Source organism: Oceanospirillum multiglobuliferum (assembly GCF_900167095.1).
Lineage (GTDB): Bacteria > Pseudomonadota > Gammaproteobacteria > Pseudomonadales > Halomonadaceae > Oceanospirillum > Oceanospirillum multiglobuliferum.
This window is the reverse complement of record NZ_FUXG01000002.1, coordinates 127,989-154,675: the sequence shown is the minus strand read 5'-3', so window position 1 is coordinate 154,675 and position 26,687 is coordinate 127,989. Positions and strand designations below refer to the sequence as shown.

The 26,687-nt window shown below is 45.8% G+C and carries 26 protein-coding genes; 14 read left to right on the top strand and 12 right to left on the bottom strand.

What is annotated here, in order from left to right; all coding sequences use genetic code 11:
* Positions 1-55: 55 nt before the first annotated feature.
* Both B5D26_RS02095 and B5D26_RS02090 read right to left on the bottom strand, forming a co-directional pair.
* Positions 56-724, bottom strand: coding sequence for a thiopurine S-methyltransferase (locus tag B5D26_RS02095; protein ID WP_078744037.1), 669 nt, complete (start codon positions 722-724; stop codon positions 56-58).
* Positions 725-774: 50 nt separating this feature from the next.
* Positions 775-1,116 (bottom strand): DUF1820 family protein, encoded by a 342-nt coding sequence (locus B5D26_RS02090; protein ID WP_078744036.1) that lies wholly within the window; start codon positions 1,114-1,116, stop codon positions 775-777.
* A 249-nt stretch (positions 1,117-1,365) separates the two neighbouring features.
* Here B5D26_RS02090 and miaB point away from each other — a divergent pair, with 249 nt between their 5' ends.
* From miaB to B5D26_RS02040, 10 genes are all read left to right on the top strand, one after another.
* Complete coding sequence (miaB, locus tag B5D26_RS02085; protein WP_078744035.1) at positions 1,366-2,709, top strand: tRNA (N6-isopentenyl adenosine(37)-C2)-methylthiotransferase MiaB; 1,344 nt, start codon at positions 1,366-1,368, stop codon at positions 2,707-2,709.
* Between the two features lie 55 nt (positions 2,710-2,764).
* Positions 2,765-3,853, top strand: coding sequence for a PhoH family protein (locus B5D26_RS02080; RefSeq protein ID WP_078744034.1), 1,089 nt, complete (start codon positions 2,765-2,767; stop codon positions 3,851-3,853).
* Positions 3,853-4,317 carry an rRNA maturation RNase YbeY gene (gene ybeY / locus B5D26_RS02075; RefSeq protein ID WP_078744033.1) on the top strand — a complete coding sequence of 155 codons (465 nt, stop codon included), beginning with the start codon at positions 3,853-3,855 and terminating at the stop codon, positions 4,315-4,317. The genes B5D26_RS02080 and ybeY overlap by 1 nt, the downstream gene beginning before the upstream one ends.
* Before the next feature lie 128 nt (positions 4,318-4,445).
* On the top strand, positions 4,446-5,291 hold the full coding sequence (locus B5D26_RS02070) for an HlyC/CorC family transporter (RefSeq protein WP_078744032.1): 846 nt from the start codon (positions 4,446-4,448) through the stop codon (positions 5,289-5,291).
* 171 nt (positions 5,292-5,462) lie between these two features.
* Positions 5,463-7,022: an apolipoprotein N-acyltransferase gene (lnt, locus tag B5D26_RS02065; RefSeq protein ID WP_078744031.1), complete on the top strand. Its 1,560-nt coding sequence runs from the start codon at positions 5,463-5,465 to the stop codon at positions 7,020-7,022.
* Between the two features lie 275 nt (positions 7,023-7,297).
* Positions 7,298-8,557 (top strand): glutamyl-tRNA reductase, encoded by a 1,260-nt coding sequence (gene hemA / locus B5D26_RS02060; protein WP_078744030.1) that lies wholly within the window; start codon positions 7,298-7,300, stop codon positions 8,555-8,557.
* A gap of 175 nt (positions 8,558-8,732) precedes the next feature.
* The gene (prfA, locus tag B5D26_RS02055) at positions 8,733-9,818 is read left to right on the top strand and encodes a peptide chain release factor 1 (RefSeq protein ID WP_078744029.1); all 1,086 of its coding nucleotides are present in this window, start codon (positions 8,733-8,735) and stop codon (positions 9,816-9,818) included.
* 53 nt (positions 9,819-9,871) lie between these two features.
* Positions 9,872-10,729 (top strand): peptide chain release factor N(5)-glutamine methyltransferase, encoded by an 858-nt coding sequence (gene prmC / locus B5D26_RS02050; RefSeq protein WP_078744028.1) that lies wholly within the window; start codon positions 9,872-9,874, stop codon positions 10,727-10,729.
* Positions 10,730-10,962: 233 nt separating this feature from the next.
* The gene (locus B5D26_RS02045; protein WP_078744027.1) at positions 10,963-11,475 is read left to right on the top strand and encodes an Lrp/AsnC ligand binding domain-containing protein; all 513 of its coding nucleotides are present in this window, start codon (positions 10,963-10,965) and stop codon (positions 11,473-11,475) included.
* 107 nt (positions 11,476-11,582) lie between these two features.
* On the top strand, positions 11,583-12,341 hold the full coding sequence (locus B5D26_RS02040) for a HesA/MoeB/ThiF family protein (RefSeq protein WP_078744026.1): 759 nt from the start codon (positions 11,583-11,585) through the stop codon (positions 12,339-12,341).
* A 1-nt stretch (position 12,342) separates the two neighbouring features.
* Here B5D26_RS02040 and ehuR read toward each other — a convergent pair whose 3' ends face one another.
* Positions 12,343-13,722: a MocR-like ectoine utilization transcription factor EhuR gene (ehuR, locus tag B5D26_RS02035; protein WP_078744025.1), complete on the bottom strand. Its 1,380-nt coding sequence runs from the start codon at positions 13,720-13,722 to the stop codon at positions 12,343-12,345.
* Between the two features lie 275 nt (positions 13,723-13,997).
* On the opposite strand from ehuR, the gene B5D26_RS02030 reads away from it, so the two are divergent.
* A complete protein-coding gene (locus B5D26_RS02030) occupies positions 13,998-14,708 on the top strand; it encodes a hypothetical protein (RefSeq protein WP_078744024.1) in 711 nt (236 codons plus the stop codon).
* On the opposite strand, the gene B5D26_RS02025 is transcribed toward B5D26_RS02030, so the two are convergent.
* Together B5D26_RS02025 and B5D26_RS02020 are read right to left on the bottom strand one after the other, a co-directional pair.
* On the bottom strand, positions 14,680-15,363 hold the full coding sequence (locus tag B5D26_RS02025) for a DNA-3-methyladenine glycosylase I (protein WP_078744023.1): 684 nt from the start codon (positions 15,361-15,363) through the stop codon (positions 14,680-14,682). The two genes, B5D26_RS02030 and B5D26_RS02025, sit on opposite strands and share 29 nt — an antisense overlap.
* Positions 15,364-15,435: 72 nt before the next feature.
* The gene (locus tag B5D26_RS02020) at positions 15,436-16,653 is read right to left on the bottom strand and encodes an RsmB/NOP family class I SAM-dependent RNA methyltransferase (protein WP_078744022.1); all 1,218 of its coding nucleotides are present in this window, start codon (positions 16,651-16,653) and stop codon (positions 15,436-15,438) included.
* A gap of 422 nt (positions 16,654-17,075) precedes the next feature.
* On the opposite strand from B5D26_RS02020, the gene B5D26_RS02015 reads away from it, so the two are divergent.
* A complete protein-coding gene (locus B5D26_RS02015) occupies positions 17,076-18,266 on the top strand; it encodes a hypothetical protein (RefSeq protein ID WP_078744021.1) in 1,191 nt (396 codons plus the stop codon).
* Between the two features lie 194 nt (positions 18,267-18,460).
* On the opposite strand, the gene B5D26_RS02010 is transcribed toward B5D26_RS02015, so the two are convergent.
* Together B5D26_RS02010 and B5D26_RS02005 are read right to left on the bottom strand one after the other, a co-directional pair.
* Positions 18,461-19,105 (bottom strand): DUF47 domain-containing protein, encoded by a 645-nt coding sequence (locus B5D26_RS02010; RefSeq protein ID WP_078744020.1) that lies wholly within the window; start codon positions 19,103-19,105, stop codon positions 18,461-18,463.
* 30 nt (positions 19,106-19,135) lie between these two features.
* On the bottom strand, positions 19,136-20,173 hold the full coding sequence (locus B5D26_RS02005) for an inorganic phosphate transporter (protein ID WP_078744019.1): 1,038 nt from the start codon (positions 20,171-20,173) through the stop codon (positions 19,136-19,138).
* 114 nt (positions 20,174-20,287) lie between these two features.
* Between B5D26_RS02005 and zntR the strand changes: the two genes are divergently transcribed.
* Together zntR and B5D26_RS01995 are read left to right on the top strand one after the other, a co-directional pair.
* Positions 20,288-20,719, top strand: coding sequence for a Zn(2+)-responsive transcriptional regulator (zntR, locus tag B5D26_RS02000; RefSeq protein WP_078744018.1), 432 nt, complete (start codon positions 20,288-20,290; stop codon positions 20,717-20,719).
* A 48-nt stretch (positions 20,720-20,767) separates the two neighbouring features.
* Positions 20,768-21,883 carry an SO_0444 family Cu/Zn efflux transporter gene (locus B5D26_RS01995; protein ID WP_078744017.1) on the top strand — a complete coding sequence of 372 codons (1,116 nt, stop codon included), beginning with the start codon at positions 20,768-20,770 and terminating at the stop codon, positions 21,881-21,883.
* A 4-nt stretch (positions 21,884-21,887) separates the two neighbouring features.
* Here the strand turns inward: B5D26_RS01995 and B5D26_RS01990 are convergent, their stop codons facing one another.
* From B5D26_RS01990 to B5D26_RS01970, 5 genes are all read right to left on the bottom strand, one after another.
* Complete coding sequence (locus B5D26_RS01990; RefSeq protein WP_078744016.1) at positions 21,888-22,529, bottom strand: class II aldolase/adducin family protein; 642 nt, start codon at positions 22,527-22,529, stop codon at positions 21,888-21,890.
* Between the two features lie 14 nt (positions 22,530-22,543).
* Positions 22,544-23,236 (bottom strand): histidine phosphatase family protein, encoded by a 693-nt coding sequence (locus B5D26_RS01985; RefSeq protein WP_078744015.1) that lies wholly within the window; start codon positions 23,234-23,236, stop codon positions 22,544-22,546.
* Positions 23,237-23,249: 13 nt separating this feature from the next.
* Positions 23,250-24,044, bottom strand: coding sequence for an adenosylcobinamide-GDP ribazoletransferase (locus tag B5D26_RS01980; protein ID WP_078744014.1), 795 nt, complete (start codon positions 24,042-24,044; stop codon positions 23,250-23,252).
* Entirely contained in the window at positions 24,044-25,111 is a 1,068-nt protein-coding gene (gene cobT / locus B5D26_RS01975) for a nicotinate-nucleotide--dimethylbenzimidazole phosphoribosyltransferase (RefSeq protein WP_078744013.1), read from the bottom strand. Before cobT ends, B5D26_RS01980 begins: the two co-directional genes overlap by 1 nt.
* 70 nt (positions 25,112-25,181) lie before the next feature.
* A complete protein-coding gene (locus B5D26_RS01970; RefSeq protein ID WP_078744012.1) occupies positions 25,182-26,666 on the bottom strand; it encodes a Dyp-type peroxidase in 1,485 nt (494 codons plus the stop codon).
* Positions 26,667-26,687: the final 21 nt, after the last annotated feature.

The following is a 26,687-nucleotide window of genomic DNA, read 5'->3' as shown; positions in this document are numbered from 1 at the left end:
CTAGGGTGAATGCGACAGGCATTCACCCTATTTTTTATCGCGAAGCCTGCCAAGTTTACTCAGACTTTATTTTACGCATCACTTCTTTTAGATTTTGCTTACCTTTACGCACCAACTGATAGACGACATCAACCACCTGACGCTCATCTTCTGGCAAATGCGCCAAAATTTTGACTTCAAAGTTAGCCCCAAACAACCAAGTCAACTCCTCCAGCTCAACCGAAAAGGGAGGGCCTGATGGATTATCGTGTTCTAAGCTAACCAGCAACATGCGAACACCAGGGGATAGCATTTGCGCCAGATGAAAAGCATAACGCTGACGCATCGCCTCCGGTAGCGCCACCAATGCGGCTCGGTCATACACAGCACAAACCTGAGCCAACTGCTTTCGATGCAAATGAAAGATGTCGCCACAATAGATTCGGTAGGCACCTGCTTCATAACAGCTGAGATGATCAGCCACCTCCGTGCGAACTGGCGTTAAGTGTTGCGCTTCAAAAAAAGCCTCTATCGCTTTCGCACTCAACTCCACACCAATCACCTGCCATCCCTGCTGGGCAAGCCAAACCATATCATTTGATTTGCCACACAACGGCACAAAGACCACGCCAGAATCCCCATGCGGAGGATAAGACCAGTACGCAGGCAACGCCGGATGTACTTCATCACGGTGAAAGCCAATACGCTCCTCTTGCCACCGCTGATGCCAAAATGCCTTATCCATAACTCCCCCTTCAAACTGAACTCAATACAGGTAACAGCACCATACAGCGCTTAATCTTGTCCTTTCGGTGGCGTCGGCACAGGTCGACCAGGAAAATGCGCCACATTACTCCCCGACTTCCACTCACTCACCTTAGCGACGCCTTCACGCTCAACCTCGTCAATGCGCACAATGGCATTGTAAGGGATGTAACTTCGCTTCACGTCGGCAAACTCTTGTTTAAGTTTGTCTTCCGCAGGATCAATCAATATTTGGCTGCGCTCACCAAACACAAACGCTTCAATTTCCAGAAAGCCAAACAGATCGCTTTGAAATATTTGGCGAGCGTACAACTCGTACACTTCATTTTTATTCAGAAAAATTACTCGGTAGATAGATTCAGCCTCAGCCATAGTGGCTCCATTCAATCATGCATCTGAAAAAAAGAGCCTGAGCATACCATAAATCAAAATTGCGACTGTAGCTTGATCGTAATACCCAAGTGGCTAACTTGGATATTTTCTCAAGATCAGACTAGGCGCTGTGCAACAGGACTCGTATAATCCTCTGTTTTTGAACTGTCGCACACGAATAAACGTCCAATCAGCGTCGTTTTTTTGGGGCAGTCCGTATTAATCGCATTAAACAAGCAGGTGTTATTCATGGCTAAGAAATTATTCATCAAAACCCACGGGTGCCAGATGAATGAATATGACTCCTCTCGTATGGCTGATCTATTGGGTGAAAGTCACGAACTCGAACTCACAGACAACGAGCTTGAGGCTGACGTTCTTTTGCTGAACACCTGCTCCATTCGTGAGAAGGCGCAAGATAAGGTTTTCCACCAACTGGGACGTTGGAAGAAGATCAAAGATAAAAATCCTGATCTGATCATTGGCGTAGGTGGCTGTGTTGCCAGCCAAGAGGGTGACAATATCCGCAAACGTGCCAATTTTGTGGATGTGATCTTTGGTCCTCAAACCCTGCACCGCGTACCTGAAATGATCGACGCCTCTAAGAAAAACCATATCGCAATTGTCGATGTCACTTTTCCAGAGATCGAAAAATTTGATCGTTTGCCAGCGCCAACCGTTGAAGGTGCCAGTGCATTTGTATCGGTGATGGAAGGTTGCAGTAAATACTGTACCTTCTGCGTAGTGCCTTACACTCGCGGTGAAGAGGTATCTCGCCCATTCGAGGATGTGATCGCCGAAATCGTACACCTTGCTGAACAAGGCGTACGAGAGATCAATCTGTTAGGTCAAAACGTTAACGCTTATCGCGGCCATAATGACGACGGCGAAGAGATTGATCTGGCAGAGCTGATTACAGTTGCCGCAGCGATTGAGGGCATTGACCGTATTCGCTTCACCACATCGCACCCTGTTGAGTTCACCGACAGTTTGATTGATGCCTTTGCCGAAGTACCTGAATTGGTCAGCCATTTGCACTTACCCGTGCAAAGTGGCTCAGACCGTATTTTAGCTGCAATGAAACGCGGTCATACTCGTGCTGAATACATCGACAAAATGCGTCGCATTAAAGAGAAGCGCCCGAATATTTGCTTCTCATCTGACTTTATTGTCGGCTTCCCAAATGAAACCGATGAAGACTTTGAAGACACCATGAACCTGATCGCAGAGATTGGTTTTGACATCTCTTACAGCTTTGTCTACAGCGCTCGCCCCGGCACCCCTGCGGCCAGCATGGAAGACAACACACCGGAAGAGGTGAAAAAGCAGCGTTTGAAGATCCTGCAAGATCGCATTATTCAACAGTCTATGCAGATTTCGCGTCGTATGGTGGGCAATGTCGAACGTATTTTGGTCAGCGGCTTCTCTCACAAAGATCCGAGTTTGCTGCAAGGCCGTACAGAGAATAACCGCTCAGTAAACTTCCGAGCTGAGAACCCGATGGATCTGATCGGTTATTTTGTAGATGTCCGAATCACTGAAGCATTGCCGAACTCCTTGCGGGGCGAATTGGTCGACGGCCAGCGTTATTAATCTCACAGCGCGTGATTGACTATACTGAATTAAAAGGCTGAAACAGGAATTTCTTTTGAACAGTCAAACCAATACGATCAAACTTGACTTAGAGCCTAATGACGCACAACGTCTGGCGAACTTATGCGGCTTGCACGATGAGCACCTGCGCCTAATCGAACGACGTTTAGGTATCTCGATCCGTAACCGTAGCAATCAATTCCAGCTTTCAGGTGAACCGATACGTATCAAAGCGGCTGCACATGTTTTAGAAGCGCTCTATCAAGATGCGGCTAAAGCAGAGCTTGGCCCTGAAAACGTGCACCTGTATTTACAAGCCTCAGGAGTTGAAGCGATCGAGCAGCAGATGCAACGCCCTGAAGGAGCCGCAGATCAAGAGATCATTCTGCGTACCCCGAAAGGCAGCATTAAGCCGCGAGGCCCCAATCAGCAGCTTTATGTACGTTCGGTTATTACCAACGACATTAACTTTGGCGTAGGCCCTGCAGGCACGGGTAAAACCTATTTAGCGGTTGCCTGTGCGGTAGAAGCCCTGAGCAACGATGAAGTACGTCGCATATTACTGGTACGCCCAGCCGTAGAGGCAGGGGAAAAACTTGGCTTTTTACCCGGCGATCTTTCGCAAAAAGTTGACCCTTATTTGCGGCCATTGTACGACGCGCTGTATGAAATGTTAGGCTTTGAGCAAGTCGCCAAGTTGATTGAACGCAATGTGATTGAGGTGGCACCGCTGGCTTATATGCGAGGCCGCACCCTCAACAACGCCTTTATCATCTTGGATGAAAGCCAAAACACCACCCGTGAACAGATGAAAATGTTCCTGACCCGTATTGGTTTTGGCTCAACTGCGGTGATTACAGGTGACGTGACCCAGATCGACCTACCCAAAGGCCAAAAATCTGGCCTAGTACATGTGCTAGATGTGCTCGACGGCGTTGAAGGGATCAGCGTGACCCGCTTTGACTCAAAAGATGTGGTGCGCCACCCAATGGTACAACGCATTGTTGAGGCTTATGACAAACACGAAGCTGAAGTTGCCGTCAAAGAACAGGCAGAGCGTAAAGCCCGTGAAGCCCAGCGCCTAAAAATGGAACAAGAAAGTCTAAACTTAGCCGCACTGTCAAACGTGCAGGATAAACGATAATGTCTACACAAGCCGTAATTGACTTACAACTGGCTTGCGATGCCGATAATCTGCCTTCAGAGGCAGATTTCACACTATGGCTACAGAAAGTGATTGATGCCCATGAAGACACGGGGCACGAGATCACCATTCGTATTGTCAGCCCTGAAGAGAGCCAGTCTCTAAATCATCAATACCGTGGGAAAGAGAAGCCAACTAATGTGCTCTCATTTCCCTTTGAGTCTCCACCAGAAGTGCAACTCCCATTACTGGGAGATCTGATTGTGTGTGCACAAGTGGTTGCCGAGGAAGCACAGGAACAGGGTAAAGCCCTGAAAGACCACTGGGCACATATGATTATTCATGGCAGCTTGCATTTACTCGGCTATGACCATATTGAAGATGAGGAAGCAGAAGAGATGGAAGCCCTAGAGATTGAATTGTTAGTCAGCCTGAATATCCAAGATCCCTACAACATCGACTAAGAGCCATTGTGAAACACTGCTTTTAAAGGCTATATTAAGCAGACAAAAATATGTCGATTAAAGTTACTTGGGAAAACCACTTAGATCGACCTGATTTCAAAATGGCAAGCAATAGGAATGTAACACTCATGAGCGAAGACCGATCGAGCAACAGTCAGGGTCAATCATCCTGGCTTAAAAACATCATGACCTCACTCACGGGCGAGCCCAAAACCCGACGTGAGCTGCTCGAATTTATCCGTGATGCAGAACAGCGCTTACAGCTTGATGCTGAAGCGATGAACATCATCGAAGGTGCCTTGCAGATCAACGAGATGCAAGTTCGAGACATCATGATTCCTCGTTCGCAAATGGTGGCAGTGAAAGACGGACAATCACCAGAGCAATTTTTGCCCGTTATTATCGAGTCTGCACATTCTCGCTTCCCAGTAATCGGGGAAAATGCTGATGAAGTACTAGGCGTACTATTAGCAAAAGACCTTCTGCCTTTGATACTGAAAAAAGACCGCAGTGACTTCCAGCTAAAAGACTTTATTCGACCAGCCTCATTCATTCCAGAATCCAAACGCCTGAACAGTCTACTGAGCGAGTTCCGTGTCAAGCGCAACCACATGGCAATAGTGGTAGATGAATATGGCGGCATTGCTGGTTTAGTGACCATCGAGGACGTCTTGGAGCAGATTGTCGGTGAAATTGAAGATGAACATGATGTTGATGAAGACGACATGGACATTCGTGCCATTGATGAGCAAAAGTTTATCGTGAAGGCACTGACCCCGATTGAAGACTTTAATGAGCACTTTCACACCGATTTCAGTGAAGAAGAGTTCGATACCATAGGCGGCATCGTAATGCAGCGCTTTGGACATCTGCCCAACCGCAATGAAACAACTGTGCTTAATGGTTTAGAGTTCAAAGTAGTTAACGCTGATAATCGCCGTATCCGTTTACTGCAAGTGCAAAAGGCTGGCTAAACTTAGGCACTTCACTCCCGTGAAATGATCAGTTGACTCAATAAGTGAGTAAGCAAAGGCTTAAGCTCGACTTGAATCAGCTGATCATTATCAAACTGTCTTGCGGACATATTTTCATCTTGGCATGCTTTTGCTAGTCTGCCCTGATATTTATTTCAGGATTTACTTGGCATGGCTATCTCCCGCGCCCTACAGCAATTTTCTACCCGTAAAGGGTTGCCAATCTATCTATTAGCAGCAGTATCAGGCGGATTACTCCCCCTCTCTTTTGCCCCTTATTCGCTATGGATGATGACACCGGTTTCGGTTTTGCTGCTACTGAGCTGCATTAATGCATTACAGCGTGCTAACAACAGCTTTTCACAACCTAAAGAAAAAGCCTCTGCATTTACTCTGGGCTGGTTCTTTGGCTTGGGTTTATTTGGGACAGGAGTTTCTTGGGTTTACGTCAGCATTCATGATTACGGCTATACGGGTATACCTCTTGCTTTACTGTTAACGCTAGCCTTTATCATGGGCTTGGCACTGTTACCCGCATTACAAATCAGCTTGTATCAACGTTTTTTTGCTAAAAAACAATCGCCATTACTCTCTATTACTAGTTTCGCAGCACTATGGGTACTATTTGAGTGGTTACGAACCTGGCTGTTAACTGGTTTCCCGTGGCTTTTTGCAGGTAATGCATTAGTCGACTCACCACTCGTTGGTTGGTTACCCCTAGGTGGCGTATTTACCGCCAGCTTTTTACTGGTGCTGACAGGCGGCGTTTTCTATTTAGCCTTACAACGTAAAATTAAACTACGTAGTCTACTAGCATTAATGGTCACGCTACTGGTCGCATCAGCGGGCTTAAACCACATTCAATGGACAGAACCCAGCCAACCCAAACTACAAGTGGCACTGGTTCAAGGCAATATTGATCAAAACCTAAAGTGGAAGCCCCAGTATCGTCAGCAATTTTTACAGCTTTATCGCAACCTGACACAAGATATTCAAGATGCAGACCTGGTCATCTGGCCTGAAACAGCAGTGCCGCTGCTGCTAGAACAATCAAAACCTTATCTTGCACAAATCATCTCTGAACTACCTGAAAAGACGGCATTAATCACAGGTTTGCCACAGCGCGCTGTCAGCACTGATGGTAATCAAGCTTTTTATAACTCAGTGATCGCAACAGGAGATGCCGATGGGATTTATCACAAACAAAAGCTCGTACCTTTTGGTGAATATGTACCATTGGAGTCTCTGTTTAGGGGCATGATTAGTTTTTTCAATCTACCCATGTCGAGCTTTATTGCAGGAGATTCAGCACAACCTCTATTAGTAGCCAAAGGCCAAAGCATTGCACCGTTTATCTGCTACGAAGTGGTTTACCCTGACTTTGTGCGCCAACAAGCACAAAGTAGCGATCTATTAGTTACAATATCGAACGACAGCTGGTTTGGACATTCCGTTGGGCCATTGCAACACCTACAAATGGCACAGGTACGTGCAGCAGAAAATGGCCGTTATATGCTAAGAGGCACCAATAATGGCGTCACCGCTATTATTGACCCTCAAGGGAGAATTACCGCTAGCGCACCACAATTTGAGCCTGCAATTGTGCGCGGAGAAGCACAAAGTATGAGTGGGCACACCGCCTTTAGCCGCTATGGTTCTACACCAATATTGCTGCTCTGCGCTGTTATTTTACTCTTGTGTTTTAATCTAAAAAAAGGTCGATCTATTTAACCCTATTTTCGATAGAAACTGCGCACCTTGTCTAGAGTGCCACCTTTCTAAGGATATGCTATTATCCCCAGCCCTGAACTCGGCTCTTAAACCAGACCGAAGGGGCGACCGACGAAAATACACTGTATTAGCCGTGTAAAATCAATAAAAAATTAGGTGGTATGCCTTATCATTCAAAAGGTTATATAACACCTATCCAAAGCGGTCATTAAATCTGGCGCGTCTATTTTGCCCGCCGTAATCTTTTGCTGGAACCATTAGATACTCAACCTGCTATGAGCTTGATTGCATTCGGAATTAACCACAAAACAGCCCCAGTTGAGATTCGTGAACGCGTTGCGTTTACGCCTGAGCAACTAGAGGGTGCGTTTGCACAGCTGAAACAACACCCGTTGATCACTGAAGCGACTGTGGTTTCAACTTGCAATCGAACTGAACTCTACTGCGTATTAGACGATCAAGCTCAAAGTGCCACCAGCCCTGTTTTGGATTGGATTGGCCAGTTCCATCAACTTGATTTGCAAGACCTAGCCCGCTACAGCTATCAATATGCCGATGCTGATGCCGCCCGTCATTTGATGCGAGTGTCCTGTGGCTTAGACTCTATGGTCTTAGGTGAGCCACAAATTCTGGGGCAGATTAAAGATGCCTATGTAAACGCCCGCGACAATGGTCTTGTTGGCCGTGAACTTAACCAACTGTTTCAACAGTCTTTCTCTGTTGCCAAGCAAGTACGTACCCAAACTTCGATTGGTGAGAATCCTGTTTCTGTCGCCTATGCTGCAGTTAACCTGGCACAACGTATTTTCTCCGATCTAGCCAAAAGCCGAGCCTTGCTGATAGGTGCAGGGGAAACCATTGAACTGGTCGCACGCCATTTGCGTAATGCAGGTGTCAGCAACATGGTGGTCGCTAACCGTACCTTGGCACGGGCGCAAGCACTGGCAGAAGAGTTTAACGGCGAAGCGGTATTATTAGGCGATATTCCCCGCCAGCTAGAACGTGCGGATATTGTCATCGCCTCCACCGCCAGCCAACTGCCGATTTTGGGTAAAGGTGCGGTAGAGCGCGCGCTAAAAGTCCGTAAACACCGACCGATTTTTATGGTGGATATCGCCGTACCTCGAGACATTGAACCTCAAGTGGGCGATTTAGATGATGTTTACCTGTATAGCGTAGATGATCTACGTGAAGTCATCGAAGAGAATATGCGCAGCCGACAAGAGGCTGCGGCACAAGCAGAAGAATTAATCTTAACGGGCGTTGAAAGCTTTTTAGAGTCACAACGTGCCCGTGGAGCGGGACAACTGATTGGCGACTTACGCCAGCAAACCGAACACCTGCGCCAACAAGAACTAGAAAAAGCCTTGCAGCAATTGAAAAACGGCCAAGACCCTGAGCAAGTATTGACCCGTTTCGCACAAGGCTTAACCAACAAGTTTCTGCATGAACCTATGGTGCAGCTAAGACAAGCGTCCGCCGATAATCGTCATGACTTGTTGAATGCTGCTCGCACACTGTTTGCTCTGGATTAGCGTCGCTCCACTTAACCGCAAGCGTTGAGGCGAGTCCTGCGTTTAGCATCCCCACTGGGGTGATACTGACACTTATCCGCTTTACTCCTCTTCGATGCAACTCGGTCTAAACTTTGACCCATTCCAGACAAGTAACGCTTTAATTAATTAGCAACCGCGAAGCGGATGAGCCAACATGAAACCATCAATTCTTGCCAAACTAGATCTTTTAAAAGATCGTTTTGAAGAACTTCAGGCACACTTAAGTGATGCAGAAGTGATCACCAACCAAGATAAATTCCGCGCCTACTCACAAGAGTATTCAGAGCTTGAGGATGTGGTTGCCGCGTACAATCGCTACCTGCAAATTCAAGAAAACATGGCAGAAGCTGAGATCATGCTACAAGACAGTGATCCAGATCTGCGCGAAATGGCCCGTGATGAAATTGAAGCAGGCAAAGATGATCTTGAAGCCCTAGACGTTGAGCTACAAAAACTACTGCTGCCTAAAGACCCGAACGATGAACGCAACGTGTTCTTAGAGGTTCGTGCTGGTACAGGTGGTGACGAAGCCGCTATCTTCGCAGGCGACCTGTTCCGCATGTACGCCCGTTTCGCTGAAAAGAAAAAGTGGAAGCTGGAGATCATCAGCCAAAACGAAGGCGAGCATGGTGGCTATAAAGAGATCATCACCCGTATCGTCGGCGACCGTGTTTACTCACAATTGAAGTTTGAGTCTGGCGCTCACCGTGTACAACGTGTACCAGCAACAGAATCTCAAGGCCGTATCCACACTTCCGCTTGCACAGTTGCAGTCATGGCTGAAGCCGATGCAGTGGGTGAAGTGAACATTAACCCAGCTGATCTACGTATTGATACCTTCCGCTCCTCTGGTGCTGGTGGTCAGCACGTTAACACCACTGACTCCGCAATTCGTATCACACACATTCCAACAGGTACAGTGGTAGAGTGTCAGGACGAACGCTCACAGCACAAAAACAAAGCTAAAGCGATGTCATTGTTGGTGTCTCGTATTCAGCAGGCTGCAGATGACAAAGCGGCACAAGAGATGTCAGACACACGCCGTAACTTAGTGGGCAGTGGCGACCGTTCTGAGCGTATCCGTACTTATAACTATCCACAAGGTCGAGTGACCGACCACCGCATCAACTTAACCTTGTACAAGCTGAATGAGATTATGGAAGGTGATCTCAGTGAAGTGATCAACCCACTAGTAGCCGAATACCAAGCCGACTTACTAGCGGCACTCAGCGACTCTTAATCGACGCTATCTACCAACAAAATCAGGATAAGATCAAGGAAAAGGTAAACACCATGAACTTAGAGATTCAGCAGGTTTTAACTTGGGCGACAGAGCAGTTGAGCCAATCGGAGCAACCCTCAGCAACGCCTAGGTTAGATGCTGAAATTCTGTTGAGCGAACTGCTTCAGCAAAGCAGAACATGGTTATACACTTGGCCTGATAAACAGCTGCAGCCAGAACAGTGGCAGCAGTATCAGCACTGGATTGCGAAACGCCAACAAGGGCAACCCGTCGCGTATTTGATCGGCTGCCGAGAGTTTTGGGGCTTAACCCTAAAGGTTAGCCCTGACACTTTAATTCCACGCCCAGATACCGAGCGACTGGTTGAATTAGCACTGCAACAACTGGCAAGCCAACCACAAGCTTATGTGGCTGACTTAGGCACAGGTACGGGGGCTATTGCACTGGCACTAGCAAGTGAGCAACCACAATGGCAGATTACCGCCGCAGATTTCAAACCTGAAGTAGTGACACTAGCAGAACAAAACAGGCAGCAACTGGGATTCAATAACGTCACCATAATTCAGTCAGACTGGTGCCAAGCACTGCCCGACCAACACTTTGATCTTATCGTCAGCAATCCGCCTTATATCGAGGCTGATGACCCACACTTACAGCAAGGGGATGTACGCTTTGAGCCTCTATCCGCTTTAACCTCTGGCGCAGATGGCCTTGACGACATTCGAAAATTAGCCATAGATTGCCAACGTTGCTTGAAACCTTCTGGCTGGTTGATGCTAGAACATGGTTACAATCAGGCTGAAGCTGTTCAGCAGATTTTGCTGAATGCAGGCTATCAGCAGGTACATTCAGCTCAAGATCTTGCCGGTCAAGATCGTGTTACTCTTGGTTGTTATCATATTGATTAAGTAGTTGAATGCACTGTAACGCTCTGTTTAAAACTCGAAAAACAGCCTCGTAAGTTACAATGCTATGTGTTTATGCTGCGCTCAAGCAGTTAACAGTAAAGTATTAGCTATAATTCCCTATAGACCTCTTGAAATTGCCCCTCGCTTAGCGATAAGCTCTAATCAGCAATTCTTACTGTAAGATTTACAATAATTAGTAAAACATTCTGATTGATGAGCTATTGTGACCCGATATGAAACCATCAAAACCACGTGCACTCGACCGTATTGACTTAAAAATTCTCGCTTGTTTACAAGATAATGCCCGTATCTCTTACGTGGATCTTGCTAACCAAGTAGGTTTAAGTACCACACCTTGTTTAGAACGTGTTAAGCGTCTAGAACGCAACGGTGTTATTAAGGGTTATAAAGCCCTATTAAATCCAAAGTATCTGCGAGCTAACCTGCTGGTATTTGTGGAGATCAGTTTAGAAACCCAATCTTCCGCAGTGTTTGATGAGTTCCGACGTGCAGTTGCTAAACAGCCTCAAATTCAAGAATGCCATCTAGTTTCAGGTCAATTTGACTACATCCTAAAATGTCGCATTCCTGAGATGTCTGCTTATCGCCAGCTGCTAGAAGATGTCGTACTGACTCTTCCTGGAGTTAAAGAATCTAAAAGCTACGTAGTAATGGAAGAAGTAAAAGAAGACGCTTCAATCTATGTACCCGATATGTCTGAGTTTGACGATAACCATTTGACCTAGACAACCCTCTATGCCAAATCTTTTCAGCACACCGTTGATAGATCATCGGATGTGCTGAGCTGGTTCTTGCCCGCTATAAAGCCATTCTAAAAAAAGAGCACTTAACCATGAACGACCAACAACTGCTGCGTTACAGCCGTCAAATTATGCTGCCTGAAGTTGAAATCGACGGACAGCAAAAGTTATTGGCCGCAAAAGTGTTGATCATCGGCATGGGCGGGTTAGGATCACCTGCAGCACTATATTTGGCTGCCGCTGGCGTTGGCACTTTAGTTATTACTGACTTTGATTCGGTTGATCTGTCTAACCTGCAACGACAAATTATTCACAGCCAAGCCGATATTGGCCGTTTAAAAGTTGAATCAGCCAGAGACAAGATTCACGCCTTAAATCCTGATTGTATCGTACGCGCCCTACCAGAAAAGTTAACAGAAGAGGCACTGTCCCAAGAGATTGCACAAGCCGACTTAGTACTGGATTGCAGCGACCGTTTCTCCACTCGTTTTGCTGTTAATCAATACGCTGTGCAACATAAGGTTCCTTTAGTATCAGGGGCAGCAATCCAGTTCTCTGGCCAACTGGCTGTATTTGATAACCGCCTTGATAGCAGCCCTTGCTATCGTTGTTTATATGAAGAAAGTGATGATGAGGCACTACGCTGTGCCGAAAATGGCGTAATTTCCCCCTTAGTTGGTATCATCGGCACTATGCAAGCTCTAGAGGCAGTCAAGTTGCTCTCTGGTGCTGGTCAGCCTGCCACAGGCCGCTTAATGCTGTTTGATGCGCTTACCAGCCAATGGCGCAGCATGAAGCTAAACCAAGACCCAGAGTGCCCCGTCTGTAAAAAGCACCAGCCTAATGATTAGCTCAAAAAACGGTTAAAGTGGGTTTTGGCTCCTCTCGTAATAAGGCGGCCAAAACTTTTAAGCCTTTTTCTAAGTGGCCAATTGACCATGCACTACTGGCAGATAATCGAATGGCTTGAGGTGCAGAGTACTGAGCCACCACAAAGCTATCTTCACCAATCACCTTAACCCCCTGTTGGTCTGCCGCTTGAATAAACTCGCTACTGCGCCAAGGCGAAGGCAATTCTAGCCAAGCGTGTAAACTGTTGGGGTTTGCACGTAAAGCAAAAGGGGCTAAATATTGGTTAACCAGACGATTACGTAAAACCAGCTCTTGGCGTTGTTCATTTAACAATTGTTGTGCTAAACCGCTGGCAATCCAACTACTGGCAATTTCACCCAATAGCGGACTGGCCATCCAGCAGCTTGCTCTTAGGGCATTTGCAACCTGCTGCTGTATTGCGGTAGGAGATACCAGCCAGCCCACACGCAAGCCTGCTGCCAAAGTTTTAGATGCACTATTGATGTGCAATACTAAATCAGGTGCCATTGCAGCCAAAGGCATTGGGGGTTGTTCCAATAAATTGCTATTCACAGAGTCTTCAATAATCCAAACTTGATAACGGCGCGCTACTTCTATTAAAGCCTCTCGCCGACGCCCTGACATAATGGCTGTGGTTGGGTTCTGTAATGTCGGCGTACAATAGAACACCTTAGGGCTAAACTGCTTACAAGCCTCTTCAAAGGCGGCAGGTATAACCCCCTCTTCATCCATTGCCACAGGTTGTGGACGTAGATGTAATTGATGGGTAATCGCCATAAAACCGGGATAAGTCATCGCCTCAGATAAAATACTATCCCCAGGACGAGTCAAGGCTAAGAGCGCCAACATAATGGCGTGCTGGCCACCATTAGTCAGTGCGATACAGTCGGCATCTGTTGTTAAACCCGTTTGCTTTAACCAATTTGCCGCCTGTATACGATGCTCAAGTAAACCTATATCTGGTTGATAACCCAATAAACGGTTCATTTGCACAGAGTCTTTGGCCAATGTATTCATTGATTGGCTTAAAGCCTCTGCACGATCTTTGGCAACAGGCAAATTCAAACGAAAATCAACACAATCAGGCTCATTGTCACTTGGAATAATTAACCGCTGGCTGTGTTGTGTGGCAATGAAACTACCGCGCCCAACGCGAGCATTCACAAATCCTCGGCGCTCAGCCTCGGCGTAAGCCCTCGTTATTGTACCAACAGTGACCGACAGCTGATCTGCTAAAGCACGATGCGTGGGTAAACGATCTCCATCTTTTAATTCACCAGACTCAATCGCACTCGCCATAGCATCAGCAATAGCGATATAGCGTGCGCCTTTATAAAGCGTTAAATCAGGAAGCCACATCACTTTTACCTTATCTCTTATCTGTTAATTGTCTCTATCAAACCATCCAACTTGTAAGCTGACAATAGGCACTATAGTTGCACTCTCTCGAAACAGTCTAATCTCAGCTATGCTAGTCATAAGGACGCAACACTGAAGCAACCTCATTCAGTATAGGACTAATTTTTAATATGCCGTTTAAGTTGACATGCACTCTTCTCTTGATGCCATTGCTGCTGGTGCACCTGTGCTATTCAGTTGCCAATGCAGCTTCAACAAAACCAACGGAGATACAGATGTGGAGCTATTACCAATTTCCTCCATTTCTAACAGCGCCTAATAAGGGCTTACTTTATGATTTTACTGATCTACTCAATCAGAAATCGCAAGGACATTACCACTTTACCTTGTCCATGTACCCTCGTAAGCGTTTAGACCTTAAGCTGGCAACGGGCGAGCAAGGGGTAGTGCTTTTTGTGAATGGGCTATGGATGTCAGATCCCGAGTTCACACGCTATCTATGGACTCCCGCTTTGTTGACTGATCGTAATGAGATTATTTCTCGCATGGACAAACCTATTCGTTACAACGGTGATGTCAGTGCTTTCAAGGGGCTAACTTTTGGAGGGATATTAGGACGAGAATATATGGCTTTAACCGCAGCAATTGCACGAGGGGAGATCACGCGGGAAGACTCTGGCGGAGAGGATCAAAACCTTAAAAAGCTCCAGTATGGTCGAATCGACTTTACTACTATGCCTGATAGCACCTTCAGCTACTTTGAGCAAGATACCGCTATGAAAGGCTTATTCTATAGGGCAGAAACAGCACTAAGCACTTATAACCGTCATCTATTGGTCACGCCACAACTCACCGAGGTGCATCTATTTTTAACTGACTTTGTACAAAGTTTGGGCTATCAAAATGAGTGGCATTTAATCTTAAAGCACTACGGTTTACTTGAGTCAGATGCTCAGTTTAAACCACATTGTCCCCCATGCTCATAGCAATTGTACGGCTAATGACCGAAAAAGTTCGGCCTGATTGTTGCTGCCACTGATTAAAAGCCGCTTGAGCTTCCGTCAAAGCTCTGACACTTGTAGCGCTGGTTGCGGTGACAATGTTGTGCGCTTTCAGATACGCCCACACATCATTGGTCAGTAAAAAGGTGTCAAAACCTAGATAGCGCAAAGCATAAGGCCCTGTATTACCGCCTAGACGTTTACCGCGCTTTTTCAGAAACTGCCACAAACCCACCACATCTTCATTGGGCCATTGCGCGACAAACTGTGCAAAGCTGCCCTGCTCATATTGCAGATCATAGATCATCTGAGCATTGTGCTTAATGGTCATCACCTTGCTTAAATTGCGGATAATCTTGGGGTCTTGGGCTTTTTTCTCCCACTGCTCATCACTGAGCAACAAAAGCGTTTCTGGCTCAAAATTAAAAAATTGTGCTTCAAAATCAGGCCACTTTTGTTCGACCACTCGCCAAACAAAACCAGACTGAAAAATCGACTTGGTAAACTGTGCCAAATAGCGACTGTCATCTAATTGAGCAAGCTCTGCTCGGCTTAAGGTAACAGGCATCAAACTTTCTAGCGCCTGTTCACCGCCTTTACGAGCCGCCGCACGTTGATAGATCTGCTCAAAAGTTTCCATCGTGATAGTCCTAATCAGGCAAAGGGATTGATTCAATTAGCGCTTGTTATACGAGGGTGCTTTTGAAATAGATCAAGCCTCACGTTTTAGTTTCGCCATATAAAAGCCATCACTGTTATGCTCGGCGGGGCTGATGATCATCTCAGCCATCAAAGAAAATGCCCCATCGGCTTGTTCTAAAAAGCGCGCCACTTGTTGTTCATTTTCTTGCGGTAAAATACTGCAAGTGGCATACACCACTTCACCGCCAACTTTTGCCATTTTGCTATAACGCTGCAAAATATCCTGCTGAGTTTGGCAAAGTGAGTTCAAATCATTGAACTGTGGAAACCACTTCGCTTCTGGATTACGACGCAACACGCCCAAACCCGAACAAGGCACATCTAATAACACGCGATCGGCACTGTTTTTGAGTCGCTTAATTTGCGTGGAAGATTCAATCAGGCGCGTTTCAAGGTTGTTTACCCCCGCTTTACGCGCCCGTTGGCGTAACTGCTCTAGCTTGTGCTGCTCAATATCCATTGAGATTAAGCGCCCTTTGTTCGCCATCATAGCAGCCAAGTGCAAACTTTTGCCCCCCGTGCCTGCACAAGCATCAATGGTAAACATACCTGAACTAGGCGCTAGAAAACGGGCGATCTGTTGTGAACCTAAATCCTGCTGCTCAAACCAGCCTTCACGATAACAGGCACTGCGAAACAGATGTGCATCGCCTTTAACCACCAAGGCATCAGGGTACTGGCGTAACAATTCGCTTTGAATACGCTCAGCTTGTAAGCGCTTTTGCAGTTGCTCTGGCGTACCTTTTAATCGGTTTACGCGAATATAACGCAGTGGGGCTTGGCTCAAAGCGGCACGCTCTTGCGGCCAACGCTTACCCAGCTGGTTTTGCCCTAACTGCTCTAGCCAATCAGGGCAACCATCTTTAACTTGAGCATTGTTTTTCAGGCTATTGATACGACTTTGATAGTCAGCTGCTTTGGCAGGTGGCTGATTATTCACCCTAGGTACAGGCCAACTTTGAGCGGCAAACCACGCTTGTAATAGCGCAGCAGGTGCCTGTCGAGTGCCAACGTCAGTTAAGCCTGCAAGCTGTTGGTAATAGTTCAGACGACGTAATATCTCCCCCGTAATCGAAACCAATAAACCTTGGTCTTGCGCACTGAGCTTTTGTCGTGAGAAGTGTTGATGGTAGCTGCGGTCTAGCGGCCAATGTTGATGCAAAACATCATTTAAAATGGCACAAATCGTGGCGTAAAAATGGGGAGGCACTCGGTTATTTTGACGCATAGCTAGAACCGCTCATACAAAGAACAAAAAAACACCCTAAACAGGGGGCAGGGCATCATACGGATTTGTTTTTTAGCCTGCAATCTGTGGCTACTCCTAACCGGCCTGATTTATGACCGGAAGGTGGATTAGATCCCAGAGGATGGAAATGGTGAAGAATAAAGCCGTAGATGAGATTAATGTTGTATTTGGTGAGGTGTTAATGGTTAAAAATCGAAGCCAAAAAATCCCAAATCCATGACGTAAACCATAGTGTAAACACACCGCAAAGGAAAAGCACTGTCTTGTTTTTTAAGAAATAGAAAAATGACTTAATAGATGACTGTTGACAGTAAACTATGAAAGAAGGTAAATAATACTAAATGCCTTACATGTAGCGCACCTGCCTATTGAAGGCCTTTCTAAAGCAAGGAACCTTGAAATTGGCTAAGAAAAGCACTTGGAAGAAAGAAAAAGCGTGTAACCACCTACTTCAAGAGCTATTTTCTTCTGCATCTAAGGCAGGAGATAGGGCTATAAAGTACCCATTAGAACATGATCTTTACATAACATCTGTATATCACTCTATTGAGCATGCTTACCCCTCTATTTCAGATGAGAAAAAATATAAATTTCTTAAAGAAACTTTTAAAGATATTATTCTAGAGGAAAAAGAATGGAGCGAAGATTTACTCATAGATCACTATAACAAGAAATGCCATTCACTATATAAAAGTGGATGTATGGAATATCATGTTATTATTATGTTATCCATTTGCCCTGAAGTCAGTATTTCTAATAAAAAAATTGGCTCTGTAAACCTTTCTTTTTACCCTAAAATACCTGAAAAGTATCAAAGTAGTCGACAAAATTTGTTTAGCAAAATCAAATGCCTAGGGGTTTCGGAAGATTCAGATTTTACATGCTGCATCGCCAAGTGTCATGCACTTGATGAAAGTTATGCTGTATCCCAGTCATTGGAAGCCATAGACTTTATTAGAGGAGCTATGATGCTAACAATCAGTAATCCTTTAAGCATGGGTAGTATGGGGGAGATTAGAAGCAAAATACAAAATCCATTTTTTGTTGGTAATATACATACTGCTCACTTCCCAGATGGGAATATGGTTAATGAGAATTTATATTGGTATGAGCAAGAGTATAGAAAAAGAAAATTGTCAACATTAAAGTTGGAGGGTTTTGAGGATTTTTTTGAATCGGTTATGTCTCTAAACAAGAAAAACAAAGGAATATTTCTAGCTATATCAAAAATCATGAAAGGTTTATCACTAGCTTTTGACAATCAGTCCGACAGTTTAAAAATTATTAAAATATGGGCAATATTAGATGAAGTGTTTAATATAAAACAATTTGAAATGAGAAAAATCCTATCTTATTTCATAGATGGAAGCAAAAAAAACTTAGCCGGAGATATATTGTCTTCTATAAGAAATTCAAGAAATTCTATTGCTCATGATATAAAAAGCTCTCAAATTAGTTTGGATCATCAGTTACGGTTCTTATTCGAACAATTAAAACAACTAATCGTTGGTTTAATTAAAAACGAATCAAGATTTAAATCTATTTCTGAGTATAAAAAATTAGCATTAATGATAGAAAAAACAACCCATTAGAAAAAAATGAAACCTTAGCGAATCTTAATTTCTTGTCTAGATACGGGCAAAGCACGGGGGAGTTTTTTTATTTTCTGTCTCAAAATCAATATGCTGCATTGTGATATTTAGGGAATCTCTGATTAACTTCATACTTTCTGGATAATTTCCTCTACAGCCCTTTGATATCAAGGGGCTGGGGATTCAAAAAGAGACTAAACCAACTTCACCATAATATCGTGCAACACATTAGCAGCAGCATGTAAGCGCCTAGAACCATCCATTAGGTGATGGTAAATCTCTCGTTTGCGTAACATCTCTGTGGTGACTTCTCCCTGAAACAGATCCGCTAAGCTGTGGCGATATAAGCGTTCAATACGACGGTGTGAGTGTCGTGCCGTTTGCGCTTCTTTTTCTGCGCCAGCGGGATAAGTCGCCAGTGCTTGAAAGCCTCTCTCTAGTGCTTCACTGCCTTGCAACAGCTCTTGCACAATATTTTGCATATGCTGATCAGGTGCAACATCTAGATCAAGTAATTCATTAATCGTGCTTTTGCAGTGCGTAATCATCCAGTCCAGCGCTTCAATCGCACGGTAGATGTCTTCACGGTCTATCGGGGTTGAAAACGCACGGTTCAGTTGGTGCAAATTACGAATTTTAATAGTGTCCGCAGCATGTTCATCATCAGATAAAATATTGGCGGTTTGCACATCCGCATGGCGCATATACAAATCTAAATTGCGTATGGTCACCGTCACCATTGCACTTTGCTCAGCCAATAGCGCAAAAAAATCGGCTGGAACAGGTACCAGTCGCGCCAACAGCTTTTGTAACCAATTTCTTTTTTGTGTTGTTGTCATTTTTGCACCTTTGCGTGATTCATTAATACGCTATACCAAGCCAAACAGAGATAGCAAACCATAAGCCAACATTGCCACCAGCGCCGATCCAGGAATTGTTAGAACCCAAGTAATGGCAATCTCTCGGGCTTTTTTCCAACGTACTGCTCTTGGTCGCTCTGAGGCGCCAATGCCCATAATCGAAGAAGATACGACATGAGTCGTCGATACTGGCGCCCCGATCATTGAGGCTAAAAAGATCACCGCACCAGAGGTCAATTGAGAGTTAAAGCCATGCAAAGGCCGAATTTTGTAGATGGCAAAGGCCAAGGTGCGCACAATTTTCCAACCACCTGAAATAGTACCTAAGGTGATAGCTGTGGCACATAGCATAATCACCCACATGGGCACTACAAAACTCTCAATTTGCCCGCCCAAAAGCAGACACAATGTCAGAATCCCCATACTTTTTTGTGCATCATTGGCACCATGCGCAAAAGCCAGAGCGGCGGTTGAAATCCACTGCGCACCTCTTAACTCTCGGTTAACCAACGGACTGGCTGAGCGCAGAAAAAACAAGCTTAAGCGATGTAAAATAAAGCCTACCCAGAAACCTAATAATGGCGAAACCAGAAGTGCTAACAGTACTTTAGTTACGCCCGTAACACGCCCCTGTAACAGCTCACTGAAGCCCCACAACACATGATCAAAACCTGCGGCCACCACAACGACACCTGCAAGACCACCCACTAAGGCATGTGAAGAAGACGAGGGAATACCGCGCCACCAGGTCAGAAAATTCCACGCGGTTGCTGCAAACAAACCACAGACCACCACCGAGAGAGACAAGGTTTCGGGCAGGTCATCCAGCAGCACAAACTTGCCAATAGTATTGGCTACGGCAGTGCCCCCTAAAACAGGGCCTAAAAAGGTAAAAAAGCCTACGATAAAGACAGATTGAGCAGGCGTCATCGCCCTTGAGGCAATAACCGAGGCCACCATATTGGAGGCGTCATGAAAGCCATTAGTGAAATCAAATAATGTCACCATGACAATTGCTAAGAGAATAAGAATCCAAACTGTATCCATTGTGCCAGTACCTAATAATCTGCGTAATAGAATTACTTATCCAGAGAAAGTCGCACCATTGACTCTATACTTTACTTCAGGGTTTATTATAGATCTGAATCAAGGAGAAACCTTATGCAACCTTATCTTCGTATTGGTGAACTGGCCAAGTTAATTGGTGTTTCGGTTGAAACTTTACGTTTTTATGAAAAGCAAGGCTTACTGAATAGTCCTGCACGGAGTGCGTCCGGTTACCGTTTATATGATAGCCAAACGACCAAACGAGTTGCTTTTATTTTACGCGCCAAAGCGGTGGGCTTTTCCCTAAAAGACATTGCAGGGCTTTTAGCGCTAGAAGTGAATCGAGAACAAGAAACCTGTGAGTCTGTAAAGTCTTTCGCTGAATCCAAATTAGATGAAATCGACAATAAGCTCGCAGAACTGACCAAAATGCGTGCGGCACTCAGCCAGATTACAGAGGCCTGTTGTGGTGGTGAGAAGTCAGCCAGTCACTGCACGATTTTAACAGCATTAGCTGACGGTGAAGCTAAACCAGAGCATCACTAATTACTGTTATTGATATTGGCGTAATACAACCATAGGACAACCGCTGCCATGTTATTTCTCAATAGTTTTTATCACTTATTATTAGATGCAGCACCTTGGTTACTGGCTGGCCTAATGATAGCGGGCTTGATTCAAAGTTTTGTACCCAGTCAGGCTTTAGCAAAGCACTTGGGACAAGATAGCCTAGGTGCCAATATCAAAGCCGCACTATTTGGTGCGCCATTGCCGCTTTGCTCGTGCAGTGTTATTCCTGCGGCCATCAGCTTGCGCCGCAGTGGAGCGTCTCGCAGCGCAACAGTTTCATTTTTGGTTTCAACCCCTGAAACGGGTGCAGACTCCATCGCTGTATCCTACGCACTATTAGGGCCGTTCATGGCGATCATCCGCCCCATTGCTGCTATTGTCAGCGCTATTACGGCAGGATTACTCACCATTGCCCTGCCAGAAAAACTCAAAACAGCCACCACCCCTGAGCTGGTTAAAAGCCATTGCCAAAGCCAGTGCGGGTGTAGCCATCAGGCTTCATCGGTGCCTCAGAATCAAACAACTGATCATCAAGCCCACGCCCATCACCACCATCACGCAGAACAACCGCCCACAGCCGATACGCTCTTCAACCGTTTTTGGCAGGGACAACGTTATGCCTTTGTGGATATTTTTAATGATATGGCTGGCTGGTTGATGGTGGGCTTGTTACTGGCAGCAGCTACTTTAGCTTGGCTACCTCACAACTTTTTAACTCAGTGGGGCGGCGGTTTTATCGCTATGCTGGTGATGGCATTGGTGGGTGTACCTATGTATATCTGCGCCACAGCGTCTACCCCTATTGCGGCCAGCTTATTAATTGCAGGGATTTCACCTGGTGCAGTTTTGGTATTTCTACTGGCAGGCCCTGCTACCAATATGGCCACCATTGGCGTAGTCAAACGCGAACTAGGCCAACGTGCTGTGATTGCTTATCTGATAGGGGTATTAAGCGTCGCCTTTATTTTTGGTGGATTAACCAATCTATTGGTCGATTTTTGGCATATAGACATTCAAGCACAACTTGCGGCCAGCCAAGACTTATTGCCTGAATGGCTAATGCTAGGCTCTGCATTTGTTTTGGTGCTGCTATTTTTGAACTATGCACGACAAACCTTACGGCCAAAGGCTTTAATCTAAAGCCTTATTCAGCATTTAACAAAAAGGCTCTGGCCCATTGAAAGTTATTCAGCATGGTCATCCCTGCATCATTCAGATTGCCACCAAAGCTGACCACACCATCTTCATGCCCTGCCATCACAAAGATATGTGCAGGGCTTAATACGCCCTTTTGCCACAGATCGGCAACGGACTGCGCCATTTCAGGCGTGCCATAAGGCACTTCAGCGGGGGTTTTGGGAAGCAAAATTGTATCGGCTTGCTGCCAAATTTCGGGGCTGTGGGTGTGGATAACCGCTTGAATGTTATCGTCTAAGGCATAAATTGCGCCGTGGGTTAAAGCCTCTGACGAAGGTTTAATTGGCCCAGAAGCCACAATTAGATTCTCGAAAGGATCACAGTGGCTCACATAACAGTAATCAGCAGGGCTGAGCTGCGCTAAACCTCCCGTTTGCGTACCACTGATAATAAACCCCTTACCAGAAGGATGACGCAGGCTGATATTGCCATAACCCAAGCCACCGTAACGCTCAGGATCTTGTCCAATTAAACCTAATTGAAACAGAGTCAAACGCCACTGTTGTAAAGATTGCAGCCAGATTTCTGGTAATGGCGCTGCTTCAGTGAAATCTAACCGGTACTTAATCACGCCTTCCTGTTCAGCCATATTGATCCTGATCTCTAAAGTTGTGTGGCGGTGTCAGAGGATAAGTGCTCCACAAGCCCCTGTGGACTGATATTAACCGCTTCAATTTGCCAGACCTCTGAATCTCTCACAGGAGTGGCCGCTATTGTTTCAGCCAACCAACTGCGCTTTAGCAGCACCCCATGTTGATAATCTACTTTTAAACGCAACTGTGCTGAAAATGGCGCGGACAATAACTCGGCTAAAATCATTCTGATTACGCCCAAGTGACTGACTAATACCATTGAGGTTTGCCTGTTTTGCAATAACTGCTGCCATGCTAACAACACCCGTGCTTGCATCTGTCGTGCACTTTCACCAGACGGGAGTACAAAATCAGCCAGATTCTGTTGCCATGCGCTGATAGCCTGAGGCTCAATATCTAACCAGTTTTGTCCTTCCCAGTCGCCAAAGTTTAACTCTTGCCACGCAGGATCAAGCTGCACTGCTTTATGTGTGCCAGCCAAAAACTTTGCCAACACAGCACAACGCTGTAGCGGGCTACTCTGTATTGCGAATGGCTGTAACAGATCTGCTAGCTGTTGTAGTATCGGCTCATTTTGTGAATGCAGTGCGGTGTTAAGCGGTAGATCAAGCTGACCATAACAGATACCCGCCTCAACCAGAGGTTTTGGGTGACGCAACAATACAATTTGCTGTTGATAGTACTGCGGCTCAGGCTTATTCATAACGGTAAACCCATCACAGCCATAATGCTGATAAAATCAGGTAGATCAAAACCTCAGCCAACTGTTGCACTGCACCTAAACAATCTCCGGTGTACCCGCCGATACGTTTCTGTAAATAAGCTGAAAATAGCTTTTTCAAGCCCCATAACGGCAACAAAACCCACAACGCTTGCGCGCCAACAACCCAGAGCAAACACAACAAACCAGTCAGCCAAACCAGCGTTAACTCGCCTAATTGCATTGGCTCGCTATGACCTGAAAATTTGCGATCCACTTCATCACGCACATAATCCATGCTGTGCATAAAACTGGCGGAAATGCTGCGACTTAAACAGTGTCCCAAGATTAATGCGGCGGGTATTTGCTCTGCCGACAACAAGCTTAACGCGCTGAGTTTGGTGGTCATCAGCAAACCTAAGCCAATAACGCCATAGGTGCCTAAACGCGAGTCTTTCATGATTAAGAGCACTTGCTCTTTTGTCCAGCCGCCGCCAAAACCATCACAAAAATCAGCAAAGCCATCTTCGTGAAAAGCCCCTGTAAGCAGCACTGATACTACGGTTGTAAGCACCAGCGCCAGCCAAACCTGCGGCCAGATACTAAACGCGAGACTGAAAACAACAGCATTGACCACCCCCAAGCCCAAACCCACTAACGGCAAAAATCGGGCGCTGCGGTTCAACTGCAACGCCCAATCAGGAATAGGCTTCGTAACGGGAATACGGGTAAAAAACACCACTGCGGCAAGCAATAAGTAATATTGTCTCCGCCAGAATGAAACAGAGGTTATCGTAGTGGAATCAGTCATTAGCTCGGTTCATTAGTATTGTGACACCCAGAATCGGCATCACTCTGACTGACACCTGCCGCTTGAAAGGAGGCCATCTCATGCATAAAAGCTAAGGCCGACTGCAATAATGGGTAAGCCAATGCTGCACCACTACCCTCACCTAACCGTAAGTCCATCTGCAACAGCGGTTTGACCTTTAGATAGTCCAACATTTTACGATGACCGCTTTCATTCGACTGATGTGAAAACACACAATACTCTAACACTTCAGGATAAAGCGCATGAGCGATCAGCAAAGCACTGCTGACGATAAACCCATCCACCAAGATGGTCATTTTTAGCTCTGCGGCTTGTAAAAAGGCACCGCAGATCATGGCGATTTCAAAGCCGCCAAAAGTGGCTAAGATTTGTAGTGGATTGTGATTCTGGGCGTGATAGTTCGCCGCTTGTTGCAAAAGACTCAGTTTATTCAACAGCCCTTTATCATCTAAGCCTGTACCTCGTCCCACACATTCAGTTAAGGAAATCCCTGTGATACGGTGCATAATCAGCGCAGCAGATGAGGTGTTCGCAATGCCCATTTCACCAAATCCCACCACATTGCAGCCTTGCTCCGCCAGTTGCCGCACTTGTGCAGCACCACGGCGTATTGCCTCCTGCGCTTGTTCAAGCGTCATGGCATGATTGTTCAGATAGTTTTCGGTCCCCATACCCATAGATTGTTTGATCAGCTGCGGATGGTCTGGCAACTCTGCATTTACCCCTGCATCAATTACCGACAGTGACAAACCATGTTGACGACAGAACACATTGATTGCTGCGCCACCCTGCAAAAAATTCAACACCATTTGCTGTGTTACAGCCTGTGGATAAGGGCTTACACCTGCATTGGCAATACCGTGGTCTGCTGCAAATACCAGCATGGCGGGCTTGTGCAAAACAGGCTTTAAACTTTGTTGAATTAAGCCTATTTTCAGTGCCAATGACTCTAGCTGCCCCAACGCACCTAAGGGTTTGGTTTTGTTATCAATAAGCTGCTGTAGTTCAGCGGTTAGTTTTTTATCTGTAGCATCAATTTTGAACATAGCATCACTTATCAATCATGGGGGTAGCGTGCAGCTTTAAACGGCACTGTTGTGGTCAATGGTTCGGCAATCACTGAGGGTCTTTCTTTTGTTTTCCTGCATCGGTCAGCGACCAAGGCAGAGCATTGAGCGGCTTCTTAGGCTCTGCTGGCTGTTCAGGTTTGGTTTCAGCTTCCGCATCTTCAATCATCGCTTGGTAGAAGCCCGCAGAGTAACGCTTAGCAGGTGGCTTAGCTTGCTCTAATGGTGTTGGTAAAACCTGAGCGGCATTCGACTCTGTAGATTGAGGCTCTGCAGGCTCAGGGATATCTATCTCTGGCTCTAAGAGCTCATCACTCAACGGAGTGTAAGCCAGTTCTGCGCGAGTGGAGTTTTGTTCTGCTAGCTCTGCTGCTAAACGAGCAGCCTCTGCGGCCTCATGTTCAATTCTCAACTGTTCTGCCTTTGCGGCAAAACCAACATAACGCGTAAGAAAGCTACGCGCTGGCGCAAATAATGCCGCACCTGTTACCGCCTGAGTAAAGCCCATCAAGTGGTCATGATGACCTTCTGCATTTTGATAGATCATGCTGGCTAACATACGGGTGAAGTTATCTGCAAAACGGCAATAAGATACAAAATAAAGCCCCTGCTCATTTAGATCACCATAAGGCATACTTTGGCGCAAAATCTCCACCGCCTTACCCTCTTCATCCTTAATACCTGCCCGTTTTATGTGAGAGGTGGGCAGTTTTTTATCACCTTTAAACTCAATATTATCAGTTTTAGTTCGACCAATGATTTGCTCTTGTTGCTCAACTGATTGTTGATTCCAAGAGGGTAGATCATGGATATAGCGTTGAATATGGACGTAACTGCCACCTGCAAAATCTGCATCCTCTGGGCCAACTATCGCTACTTTATGGCGATGTTCACCCTCAGGATTTTCTGTGCCGTCTACAAAGCCAGTTAAATCACGAGACTCTAAATAGCGGAAGGTAGGCACTGCTTCTTGCAGCTGGGCAATCTCACCTAAAATTGCCTGAATACGACGCGCAACGTTAAAGTTGATGTCATGTCGATCTGATCGGATCTGAAAAAACAGATCACAAGGTGTGGCTGGCGCAACACGATCAGCTTGCTTCATCTCAGGAAAAGCTTTCAGAGCGGCTGGCTTAGCTTCGCCATACAATTTGTCCCAAGCTTCTGAACCAACCGCCACAACTGCGGTTAATGACGGCACATTAAATGTGCGTGCACACTCATCAATCATATTATGAAAACGCGCTAACATTTCCACTATCAGAGGGTAAATTAGCTCATCGTCACTGAGGCAATAGGTCAAGTAATAACCAAAAGCGGTACTGTCTGCCAAAATGCCATTTTGCAGTACCACTGGTTCAGGCTGAGTAGGAGGTGGCGTTGCAGAGCCTTCTGCTGGATTATTAGTCGTTGTTTCTGTTGAGTTCACCGCTTCTGCATTTACGATGGGGGTTTCACCTGATGCTCCAGCACCGGCCTCTTTTGATGATTCTACAGGGGCTTCAGGTTGACTATTTTCTAACTCATCATGCATGGCTCACCTCAAATTCCTACC

Bases quoted from the DNA above. Each gene is read 5' to 3' on its own strand.
- B5D26_RS02095 (WP_078744037.1), bottom strand. From the start codon at position 724: ATGGATAAGGCATTTTGGCATCAGCGGTGGCAAGAGGAGCGTATTGGC.
- B5D26_RS02090 (WP_078744036.1), bottom strand. From the start codon at position 1,116: ATGGCTGAGGCTGAATCTATCTACCGAGTAATTTTTCTGAATAAAAAT.
- miaB (WP_078744035.1), top strand. From the start codon at position 1,366: ATGGCTAAGAAATTATTCATCAAAACCCACGGGTGCCAGATGAATGAA.
- ybeY (WP_078744033.1), top strand. From the start codon at position 3,853: ATGTCTACACAAGCCGTAATTGACTTACAACTGGCTTGCGATGCCGAT.
- B5D26_RS02070 (WP_078744032.1), top strand. From the start codon at position 4,446: ATGAGCGAAGACCGATCGAGCAACAGTCAGGGTCAATCATCCTGGCTT.
- lnt (WP_078744031.1), top strand. From the start codon at position 5,463: ATGGCTATCTCCCGCGCCCTACAGCAATTTTCTACCCGTAAAGGGTTG.
- hemA (WP_078744030.1), top strand. From the start codon at position 7,298: ATGAGCTTGATTGCATTCGGAATTAACCACAAAACAGCCCCAGTTGAG.
- prfA (WP_078744029.1), top strand. From the start codon at position 8,733: ATGAAACCATCAATTCTTGCCAAACTAGATCTTTTAAAAGATCGTTTT.
- prmC (WP_078744028.1), top strand. From the start codon at position 9,872: ATGAACTTAGAGATTCAGCAGGTTTTAACTTGGGCGACAGAGCAGTTG.
- B5D26_RS02045 (WP_078744027.1), top strand. From the start codon at position 10,963: ATGAAACCATCAAAACCACGTGCACTCGACCGTATTGACTTAAAAATT.
- B5D26_RS02040 (WP_078744026.1), top strand. From the start codon at position 11,583: ATGAACGACCAACAACTGCTGCGTTACAGCCGTCAAATTATGCTGCCT.
- ehuR (WP_078744025.1), bottom strand. From the start codon at position 13,722: ATGTGGCTTCCTGATTTAACGCTTTATAAAGGCGCACGCTATATCGCT.
- B5D26_RS02030 (WP_078744024.1), top strand. From the start codon at position 13,998: ATGTGGAGCTATTACCAATTTCCTCCATTTCTAACAGCGCCTAATAAG.
- B5D26_RS02025 (WP_078744023.1), bottom strand. From the start codon at position 15,363: ATGGAAACTTTTGAGCAGATCTATCAACGTGCGGCGGCTCGTAAAGGC.
- B5D26_RS02020 (WP_078744022.1), bottom strand. From the start codon at position 16,653: ATGCGTCAAAATAACCGAGTGCCTCCCCATTTTTACGCCACGATTTGT.
- B5D26_RS02010 (WP_078744020.1), bottom strand. From the start codon at position 19,105: ATGACAACAACACAAAAAAGAAATTGGTTACAAAAGCTGTTGGCGCGA.
- B5D26_RS02005 (WP_078744019.1), bottom strand. From the start codon at position 20,173: ATGGATACAGTTTGGATTCTTATTCTCTTAGCAATTGTCATGGTGACA.
- zntR (WP_078744018.1), top strand. From the start codon at position 20,288: ATGCAACCTTATCTTCGTATTGGTGAACTGGCCAAGTTAATTGGTGTT.
- B5D26_RS01995 (WP_078744017.1), top strand. From the start codon at position 20,768: ATGTTATTTCTCAATAGTTTTTATCACTTATTATTAGATGCAGCACCT.
- B5D26_RS01990 (WP_078744016.1), bottom strand. From the start codon at position 22,529: ATGGCTGAACAGGAAGGCGTGATTAAGTACCGGTTAGATTTCACTGAA.
- B5D26_RS01985 (WP_078744015.1), bottom strand. From the start codon at position 23,236: ATGAATAAGCCTGAGCCGCAGTACTATCAACAGCAAATTGTATTGTTG.
- B5D26_RS01980 (WP_078744014.1), bottom strand. From the start codon at position 24,044: ATGACTGATTCCACTACGATAACCTCTGTTTCATTCTGGCGGAGACAA.
- cobT (WP_078744013.1), bottom strand. From the start codon at position 25,111: ATGTTCAAAATTGATGCTACAGATAAAAAACTAACCGCTGAACTACAG.
- B5D26_RS01970 (WP_078744012.1), bottom strand. From the start codon at position 26,666: ATGCATGATGAGTTAGAAAATAGTCAACCTGAAGCCCCTGTAGAATCA.